8 protein-coding genes are annotated in these 9,583 nt (G+C 51.3%); 2 read left to right on the top strand and 6 right to left on the bottom strand.

Annotated features, from left to right (window positions below; translation table 11 throughout):
* A partial coding sequence (locus HMPREF2981_RS01250; protein WP_083313827.1) for a DUF6318 family protein occupies window positions 1-310 on the top strand: 310 nt, incomplete at its 5' end.
* A 6-nt stretch (window positions 311-316) separates the two neighbouring features.
* Here the strand turns inward: HMPREF2981_RS01250 and HMPREF2981_RS01245 are convergent.
* On the bottom strand, window positions 317-1,033 hold the full coding sequence (locus HMPREF2981_RS01245) for a DUF6318 family protein (RefSeq protein WP_070660118.1): 717 nt from the start codon (window positions 1,031-1,033) through the stop codon (window positions 317-319).
* A 95-nt stretch (window positions 1,034-1,128) separates the two neighbouring features.
* Between HMPREF2981_RS01245 and HMPREF2981_RS11000 the strand changes: the two genes are divergently transcribed.
* The gene (locus HMPREF2981_RS11000; protein WP_246825187.1) at window positions 1,129-1,848 is read left to right on the top strand and encodes a DUF6318 family protein; all 720 of its coding nucleotides are present in this window, start codon (window positions 1,129-1,131) and stop codon (window positions 1,846-1,848) included.
* A 6-nt stretch (window positions 1,849-1,854) separates the two neighbouring features.
* On the opposite strand, the gene HMPREF2981_RS01235 is transcribed toward HMPREF2981_RS11000, so the two are convergent.
* The 5 genes from HMPREF2981_RS01235 to HMPREF2981_RS01215 all read right to left on the bottom strand — a co-directional run bounded on the left by HMPREF2981_RS01235 (window position 1,855) and on the right by HMPREF2981_RS01215 (window position 9,055).
* Complete coding sequence (locus tag HMPREF2981_RS01235; RefSeq protein WP_070660112.1) at window positions 1,855-2,574, bottom strand: DUF6318 family protein; 720 nt, start codon at window positions 2,572-2,574, stop codon at window positions 1,855-1,857.
* A 330-nt stretch (window positions 2,575-2,904) separates the two neighbouring features.
* On the bottom strand, window positions 2,905-4,461 hold the full coding sequence (locus HMPREF2981_RS01230; protein WP_004005513.1) for a molybdopterin-dependent oxidoreductase: 1,557 nt from the start codon (window positions 4,459-4,461) through the stop codon (window positions 2,905-2,907).
* Between the two features lie 661 nt (window positions 4,462-5,122).
* On the bottom strand, window positions 5,123-7,126 hold the full coding sequence (locus tag HMPREF2981_RS01225) for an ABC transporter ATP-binding protein/permease (protein ID WP_070660106.1): 2,004 nt from the start codon (window positions 7,124-7,126) through the stop codon (window positions 5,123-5,125).
* Window positions 7,107-8,186: an efflux RND transporter periplasmic adaptor subunit gene (locus tag HMPREF2981_RS01220; RefSeq protein ID WP_004005511.1), complete on the bottom strand. Its 1,080-nt coding sequence runs from the start codon at window positions 8,184-8,186 to the stop codon at window positions 7,107-7,109. The genes HMPREF2981_RS01225 and HMPREF2981_RS01220 overlap by 20 nt, the downstream gene beginning before the upstream one ends.
* Complete coding sequence (locus HMPREF2981_RS01215) at window positions 8,180-9,055, bottom strand: hypothetical protein (RefSeq protein WP_141756650.1); 876 nt, start codon at window positions 9,053-9,055, stop codon at window positions 8,180-8,182. The genes HMPREF2981_RS01220 and HMPREF2981_RS01215 overlap by 7 nt, the downstream gene beginning before the upstream one ends.
* Window positions 9,056-9,583: the final 528 nt, after the last annotated feature.

Here is a 9,583-nt window from a genome sequence, read left to right as displayed (position 1 = left end):
TCGTCCTGATATTGTGAAGCTGTATGAGGATGAGGCTGGGTGGGTGATCAGCCCAGATAAATTTCCGATAAAAGCCGAACTCCTCGCACCACAGCCTGCAGAAACGTCGGAGGGCTCGAAAGTGTTCACGTGGTCTGCTCGTTTAAATGTAGATGCTGATGCCCTGGTGTTTTATGCGGACACGAAGGATACTCGTCCTTTAGCTGAGGTTCTGGGGTTACGTTCGGGTGAGGTGCAGTTGCAGATTGCGTATGTGGAGGGTAAGTGGAGGTCTGAGACTGCTTATGATGTTGTTTATCAGGTCTCGTGAGAGGCTTTAGAATGGTTTCTTCTCGACATTAGAGCCGTCATCATTGACGAAATACCATTCATTATTGAGATAGCGCAAACCAATCATAGCTTTCTTTTCAGCGGTCTGATCTATCGCTTCTAAAAATGGTGTAATCGAACCATCGACTGAATTGTATATCTGGGCATCTGGGGATAACCGGATAATACTTTGTCGTTCTCGAATGGAAGAATCTTTCAGGCTGTCGTGTGATCCTGCTGTTTCAAACTCAACGCTGCAGATATGCTGCGGTCCAATAACCCATCCGGTTTTTTCTTCGTAGAGTTTGATAATTTTGGAGCTAATTGTTTGGTGAGCGTCGGCGACTTGGTCGAGGGGTTTAAGGTCTCCGGTGAGATAGGCGTAATTGATGGCTTCCATCCAATAAGCAATAAAGGCGTACATCCCGTCGCTACTGTATTCGTTGATGTAGTCGGGCATGAGGGGTTTAGGGACGTTTTGCGCCGGATGTTCGGTGGTTGCTGGAATGAATTTACCGTGTTTTTCATAGGTATCAAGGCGTATTACTCCGTCGTATCCATTTTTATCCTTGTTGAGCATGAAAGTTTGTGTTGGTGAGGGGTAGGAGGGGCTTGGTTTTTCTTTAGTGCGTGTAGATGGTGTGCATCCGCTGAGTGTCATGGTTGCGGCGGTGAGTCCGAGGGTGAGAATGGTTCTGCGTGTGGGCAGGTGTGTGGAGTTCATGGGTGTTTGGCTCTCTGGGCTTTTGGTCAGTGTATTACTCTATTGTATAGGGTTTGGGTTGTTGCCTGGCTGATTTTGCTGCGATGAAGGGGAGTATGATGGGCAGATTATCTCGCCGATTAATGTTTACTGGTGGTTGGGGTTTTGTTGCTGGCTCGGTGTTGAGTTCATGTGTTGTTTCTAGGCCAACTCCTTCTAGAACTGAGGGTTTTTCGTCTTCTCCTTCGCCTACGGAGGAGCCATTTTGGGATGAGGAAGACCAGTCAGGCGTTACAAAGTATTGGGAGTTTCAGGCGGTTGGTAAGTTTATTCCTGGGACTCGGGAGCATCGTGCGTGGGGTGTTCCAATTCCTCGCCCGTATCAGTCAAGTAACGAATATATCGTTTCTAATGTCTGGAGTGCTTTAGGTTTTTGGGTTTCTGCTCTGAATTATTTGTTGCTTACGGGAGAGGTAGAGCCTTTGAAGGTTATTGATCCTGAGTTGAAGACGGCTCGTCCTGATATTGTGAAGCTGTATGAGGATGAGACTGGGTGGGTGATGAGTCAGCATTTATCGCCTATGGAGTCGCCGCTAAAGTTAGAGTTGCTGGATCCTAAACCTGTTGAAACTCCTGAGGGGTCGAAGAATTATCTGTGGCGTGCTCGGTTGAGTATAGATGCCAGTGCTTCGGTGTTTTATGCGGACACGAAGGAGAGTCGTCCTTTGGCTGATGTTCTAGGGTTACAGCCGGGTGAGGTGCAGTTGCAGATTGCGTATGTGGAGGGTAAGTGGAGGTCTGAGACTGCTTATGATGTTGTTTATCAGGTCTCGTGAGAGGTTTTAGAGTGGTTTCTTCTCGACATTAGAACCGTCGTCATTCACAAGATGCCATTCTCCGTCTGTGTAACGTACATCGCTACTTATATCAGCTTTTTCGCGGGCACCAATAAAATCTGTAAATAATTTCTCTGATTTATTGGCAGTTACGTAGACCGTAGCTTCTGGTGAAACTCGTAGCACACTTTGCCATTCATAGATTGTGGAATCTTTGAAATCGTTTCCTGAAGCTGGTGTAACCAGTTCAAGAGTATAAATATGTTGTGGTCCGATAACCCATCCTGTGTTGTCCTCATACATTTTGAGGATTTCAGGATGGATAATTTTATACGGATCTGTTATCTGGCTTAGGGGTTTAAGGTCTCCGGTGAGATAGGCGTAGTTGGTTGATTCTATCCAATATGCTAGGAAAGCACAGATACCATCATGGCTGTACTCATTAATGTACTCGGGTTTTAGGGGTTTGGGGACGTTTAGTGCTTTATGGTCGTGAGTCGCTGGGGCGTATTTTCCAGATTTTTCATAATTATCAAGCCGAATAATTCCATCGTAGCCGTACCCATACTCGGGCTCGCGGACAAATGATTGTGTTGGTGAGGGGTATGAGGGGCTTGGTTTTTCTTTAGTGCGTGTTGATGGTGCGCATCCGCTGAGTGTCATGGTTGTGGCGGTGAGTCCGAGGGTGAGAATGGTTCTGCGTGTGGGCAGGTGTACAGAACTCATCGGGTCTCGCTTTCTACGCATTATGGCTAGTGTATTTACTCTACCGCATGGGGGAGTATTAGGTTTACGTGGTAGGTAGCTATATTGCGAGCAGGGTAAGGGAGGCAAAGGAGCAGAGGTAGTCGAAGAAGCCTGCTGCATTGCATACCCAGTATGCAATGCCACCGCACCACCCGGGCAGCATGAGAACAGCACGGAGGTGGATACGGCAGGCGTGCAGAGGCAAAGTCAGTCACCCCGCCCGCAGCACGAGCACAGCGAAGCCCCCGCCGCGCATCCGGGAGAGTACCCGGTGCCCAGCAGGGGCTTCTAGGAACAAGCTACAGAACTTTACGCGCGAGCGTCGAAGTGCTGCAGACCGGAATCTTCGCGGCTACCGCCTTGACCGTCGCCAACATCGCGGTAATCGCTGATCCATTCAATTTTCTGAACCCACTTGACCATCTTGTAGCCGTGCATGGAATCTGCACGCAAGCGTAGGGGACCACCGTAAACATCTGGGAGGGGCTTATCGTTCATACCCCAAGCCAGAATGGTTTCGTCCTCCATTGCCATGGAGATATCCAAGCATTCGTAGTAGGGTTCGGTGGGTCGACCATCGTAAGTGTGACCCACGTGCCCGAAGGAAGTCACCATAACGTACCGTGCGTTATCGTCCTTTTCGACAAGGGCGAGTACATCACGCAGGCGAACGCCTTCCCATTTGGCGATGCCCGTCCACCCCTGCATGCAGGTGTGCATCGTAATATTGACTTCCTTGCCCAAGGACTTCAAATCGTCGATGCTTAGCGACTTCGGCTCTTTCACCAAACCGCCCAGCTCCAGGCGATAATCCACGAAGTCCTGTTCACGCAGTCGGTTCCATTCGGTGCTTTCACGCTCTGTAGGCGGGCGTGTGTTAACCCAGTGGAACGGCGAAATATCGGCGTCCGTGAAGGTCTGCTTCTTGACCTGGCGTGAGGAAATGCGATCCAGGAACAGGTTGCGAACCGGCTGGGTCAGGCCCCAAACGAAGGTCTGGGCGAAGCGCAGGTCTCGATGCGACCAGTAAGAAGCACCGATCCAGACCGCGAGAACCACGACGACGCCAACGATCAGCATGGTCACTGCTTGGGCGAACTGTGCCGCATCAATCTCGTTGTAGTTCTTGTTGAGCATCATGTGCGCAATGTTGTACTGCGGGTGAACGATGAGTACCAGCGCCACGTGCATAATCGTGAAGACGCAGTAGAACGCCATGCCCAAGAAGTGAATTGAGCGGGCGGTCTGGCGGTTACGGAACAACCGCACGTAGCGTGGGAAGCGACCGCAGAACGCGGGGCTCATGATAGGACCGGTGGCAATCATCAGCGGTGCCACGATGAAAACCACGGTGAAGTACATGAGCTTCTGAAGCGCATCGTAGGGTTGGAAATGCTCAATAGAGGGGATTTGGAAACCCGCGTAAATCTGGATGGACTGCCATGCCTCGGGGAAAATATCCCAGGAGGTAGGAACAATACGGCGCCACTGACCCGTAATAAAGAGTAGGCTCACATAAACCAGACCATTAGCAATCCAGATGACGGTAGTGAGAGCGTGCCAAGCACGTCCCAAGCCAATCTGAGCCTTACCGGGGAGCGAGATCAGAGGGGAGAGGCTTCGTTGATCGTCGCGGGCGGTGTATTCGCCAGGGACGGTTGAAACCTTATCCTTCGTGAACTTGAGCCACTCAGACCCGGGGGTGCAGTGGTTGTTCCAGTAAAAACGCGGATGTGAGGCAATAACTTCCCAACCGGATCGGATGAGAAGTCCAATCATCAGAAAGTTAATGAAGTGGGTGATGCGCAGCCAGGCAGGAAAGTCTAGTGCTACACCACCGGCACTCATCATGAGTGTTTGGTGCATTTGTCTTCCTTAGAATGACTGTGTGTGCGTATGGAATTAGTGTGTGAGGCCGTAAAGTTGAGATGCTCTGATGAGCTATTCAGAGGTTGAATCCATATCGTTCTCCGTCCCTGTAGAGCTCGTCTGTCAACGCGGGACTACCCGGAAGAGTCATGTCTCGACTAACCTGCAACCCCACATGAGATATTGGATTCTGTGGGATTTATGAGGAGCCCTGCCGTATCTATTTCATCTTAGCTGACACAGTGTCACTCGCAAAAGATAAGAGTCGTAACACGCCGAAAATTTGTCGTAAAAATACCGAATATTACGGACTTTTGAGGGTGTTAATGACCTTAAGTAATGCTGCCGGATAACGATTACGTGACGGGTAAATTATGGAATTTAAGAGGTTATATGTATGAAAACTTAGGATACCCTTTTTGTGGGTTTAGAGCGATTAAACCAAAATTACATGTTCTTATTTTATGGTTTCAGACACCTCAACTCGTCGGCACCCTGAGAACCGAAGTATGCAGGATGCACGCGAACGCAGCAGATGAGGCTTGGTCGGGCGTATCTCCCCGCCCGTACCTAGAGCGTGAGTAGATATTATGTCGGCGAGCAGATAGCGGATTGTTATCTGCTCGCCGACATAATATCTGGGGGTAGAATCCTGACTCTAGACCGTGCGGATTGCATCGGCGGGCTGCGCGCGAGAGGCCACAATAGCCGGAACCATGGCAGATACCAGTCCGGAGATCCCACCTGCGCCGAGCCCCAGGAATAGGGGAGTCGCCTCCAGAATAGGTTTCCAGCCATTGAGTTGGCATATCAGTAAGGTCAGGAGCGTGCCTAGCGTAATCCCCAAAATACCGCCCGCAAGCCCAATAAAAAGCCCTTCAAGCAGAAACATGCGCCGTACCGCCGCTTTCGACGCTCCCACCGCACGCCGTAACGCGATCTCGCCGCGCCTGGTTTGCACGCTTAAGTACAGAGTTGTGCCCGCGCTCAGTGCCGCCAGCAGAAGAATACCCCAGGAGGATACAAGCGAGAGGGTCGCAATATCGTTCGAGACCCCGCGATGCAAAGACCTCAAGTCTGTGACCGTCTGAACCTTGTAATTTTCCGGATGCGCCGCATCCACGCTTAAGGGCGCTACCTCAGAAACAGGCGCGGGGTAGCCTGGTTTAGTGCGCATGAGAAAAAGGTGCTCGTTTTGCGGGTATGACGATGCGCTCTTCATATCAAGCACCACAGCATTAAGCAGGAGGGCATCTCGGGGAGCTTCCTCAATAATGCCGACCACACTATACTCCCGCCCTTTGAGTGTCACGATGGAGCCGGCACCAGAACCGGAAATCCCAAGCTGTTCCGCTGCGTGCTTTCCTACGAGAGCCGAAGGGCGGTCTTGATTCGTATGCGCGCGGGTAAAAAGGGTGCGGGCGTTGCCTGGTTTGGTGACCGCCTCGGCCGCTTCCAGGTACCCCGTGTCGATAGCGTAGGTGAGCACGCTTATTTTATTGATGGGAACCGGTACGTCAAGCGGGAACTTTGAGACATCACCGGCGATGCTCGTGCGGTATCCGACAGCGGTAACCCCGTTAATCGCCGTGAGTTTTTGGGAAACCTCCCCGGCTTCTTCGGAGGAAAAATCTTGGGAGACGGGTGAAAGTCGAACCTCATCGAGAGCCGCCGCTTCCAGGCGTTCACTGACCTGATGAGCGGTGCTGTTCAAGAGCCCCGAGGATGCCACCAGCCCGGTGACCGCGAGCGCATAGGCGGTGCAGAGCAAAGCTGAGCGTCCTAGCCGTGTTGTCATGGCGGCCGCCGCATCCCAGACGGAGGAGAACCAGGCGCGAACACCGCTGCGTTCCAGGGGCTGCTTTTTCTGCTGCCGTTCAGACATATTATGCTGTGGGGCGGTACTTGATTCTGCGTCCTCGAAGTGCACCTCTTCTAGACGGCCGTCTACCATGCGCAGACACCGGCTTGCCTGACGGGCAACATCTTCATCGTGGGTAATCAAAACAATGGTAGTACCCACCGCATTGAGCCTTTTGAAATCTTGCATGACTCGCTCGGTAGTTACACGGTCCAGGTTTCCGGTGGGCTCATCAGCAAGAAGAATATCCGGGTGCGTGCTCAGGGCACGGGCTATAGCAACCCGTTGGCGTTCACCGCCGGAAAGCGCACCTCCGGAATACATAAGCCGGTGTTCCAGCCCCAACTGGGTGAGCGTCTCTTCACTAATGCGTAGTTGTTCGTGAAGACCCACTCCCTGTACCCGAAGGGGAAGTGCAACATTGCGTATCACGCTTTCGTGGGGCAGCAGATGTGCGTCCTGAAAAACGAACCCGAGATGTCGGCTGCGCAGAATGTCCAGGTCGCGGGTCGGTGCATGGGTAATGTCACGTCCACGAAGAAAATAGCTGCCGTGCGTGGGGGTATCTAAGAGGCCGAGCACATTCAAGAGCGTAGATTTACCGGATCCGGAAGGGCCGATAATTGCGAGCATATCGCCCGGGTACACCCGCAGGTCTAGGTTCTGCAGAACGGGAGTATCGGCCCTGGTGTAGGTTTTGGATATGCCTACGAGCTCAAGAATAGGCTCATGCCCGTTGTCGATGGATTCTTCGTGTTCGGTTTCGTAGGGCAAGTCGGCGCTACGGGGTTGGGATTTCAACGTCGGTTCCTTCCCGCAGCTCGTGGTCGCTTTTAATGGCCGCCCAGCCTTCAGCCTGGCGTACTACGGTCACGGTGACTTCTTCTCCGTTGTGTAGGCGCAGATACTCTTCACCGTTTTTCTCACGCAGGGCTGTAATAGGTACGGCTAGTGTGGGGTCGCCGCTGCTTTTCACCTCAAGAGTTGCGGATGCACCATCGGGCGCTTGGAACCCTTCCGGCACGGTGAAGGTCACGTCTTTACCTGGTATATCGCCGGTGGCGTTAAACTCTGATATTGCGGTAACGGTTGCCGTTCCTGAGGCCCCACCGGTGGATTTTGCTTCGGCGGTGCTGCCCACGTGCAGGTCACGGGTGACATCGATGGTTGCACGTGCCACGATCGTGGGAGAGCCGTTCCGTGTAGTCAACAGCGGATTCTCCCCCAGTACCGTACCCTGTGCTGCGATAGTTTCGACGGTGCGCCCCGCAGAGGGCACCAGCATAAAGGTTTTCCAGTCGATGCTTTCGACATCGCCGCTGGCAACCCCTAAGTTGTAGAGGAAGGACTGATAGGCCTTCATACTTTGCTCCGACCAGGTGCCGTCTGTACCGGGGGCATACCCCCAATTGGTGAGGGTCTGTTGGAGCGCCAGCACATCAGACCCCGAATCGTCTTTCTTGATGGTGCGGTAGAAGGGAATGGAATCGGGCATGGCAATAATGGGCACATCAGAGATAGTTGCCACAAGGTCACCGGGGTGAATAGTGCGCCCAGGTTCTACCGCAACGCGAGTAACCACGGCACGTTCAGCCCCTACAGCAGGGGAGTAGGGCTCAGTTTTACCCAGCTGCACTTTCCCTTGAAGTACCGTCGCCTGCCCTACCTGACGTTTTTCGATTTTGGTGGTGACGGTGAGTTTTTCTTGAGAGCTGGCAAGGGCCTCTGACTGTGCGGTACTCATATTTTTACCCACGATTAAACCTAGAACCAGAAAAAGCAGGTTAGCGCAGATAAAAATAATGAGGATGCGCGAGCGGGGAATGCGCTCCAAAGAAACATGTGACGTATTTTTTACCATGAGGGCAGCGGCTCTCCGTGATCGGCTAATACTTTTTTAGCCTCTTCGATTTGGGCGTCAAGGTTTTTGCGGTATTCATCAAGCTGCGGCTTGTACTTTTCGATGGCTGCGGCCTGATATTGTGCCCGGCGGTTCATAGTTTTCATGAAATATCCGGTGCTGTCTTTGCAGTCTAGATCGGCGAGAGCGACTTCAATTTCTTTTTCTTTATCGCCGGGAACTTCTGGTGCCCAGTAGTAGTCTTTGGGAATAGAAATACCTTTATCTTTGAGGCATTGTTCCCATTCTCCGTGCCATTTTTTGACGTCTTCATCGCGCATCCATGCGGAGTCTGCTTCAAGATCAGCCTGAGCAACGATGGTGTTGGCTTCGGGCATTCGAGCGGGGAAATCGCCCAGCTGACGGACTGTATTTTGGCATTCGCTATATATTTCCATCTGGGCTTCCGAATATTCTTTTTGGGGAAGTAATGTAACTATACGAATTTTTGTTACATCATGGTCGATAGAGTATCCGTATTTGGAGACGTAGTCTTTATTCCAAATTCCGTACTGAAAATGTGGTTTAATTTCAACACCATCTCCGGTGCTGCCGCTTGGAACTCCTCGCGCTACTGAACAGTCATTGTTATTGTAAATATTTGCGCTGAGTGTTATAAGCCCTTCTGGTGTAGACATCATATATTTGTTGAGTGGAAGAATAATTTCCATATGTTCGTTATCAAAGGTTGCTTTAACATCTGAAAATTTTGAATAATTTAAATCTTTTCCGGCACTAGGATCACCCTGAGGTTCACCTGTGTGGGGTCCGCTTGAACATGCTGAACACAGGAGAGCAAGGCAGGTAATGGCGGAGAGAAGCCTTTTCATAGCTTTGGATTCTTTCGAGATGAGGGGACTGAGCATCCAGTCCAACAGAACCATGTGAGTGGTACAGCACGTTTTTGTGATGTATCTCAAATCTAGCGTAAATCACCCAGAAAGCAAGGCTGTAGAATTATAAAATTATCCATATTTATGAATAAATATCTGTGAGTTGTGAATAAATATTGATGAGATGTTTGGTATACACGCGAAAATGATGTGTTATAGCCCCATATAAGGGATATATGCAGCTGATGTGCCTCAAAAAGCCGGTGGATGCCCAACGCAACATGTATATATATTTTTTCTAAATAACGGACATCTATCTGACAGATGCTCGTCACGGGACGTCATATACCGTCTAAACCCCGGAATCTCGCAGGTAGTCCCGTCCCCTATAATCGTGCGGATTTCTGGCATGGGAGGGGGGGACCACGAACTTCGGACGGTGTGACCGCAGCGAACGCATCCGCGCGGGAAAATCCCTACAATGAACCATAAACGCCGAACGAGCAATGCCTTGCGTCAAGTCTA

The sequence above is a fragment of the Rothia sp. HMSC069C01 genome (genome assembly GCF_001814655.1).
In the GTDB taxonomy this organism is placed as follows: Bacteria; Actinomycetota; Actinomycetes; order Actinomycetales; family Micrococcaceae; genus Rothia; species Rothia dentocariosa.
The sequence above is the reverse complement of the archived record's forward strand: the minus strand, read 5'-3'. Positions and strand labels throughout refer to the sequence as shown.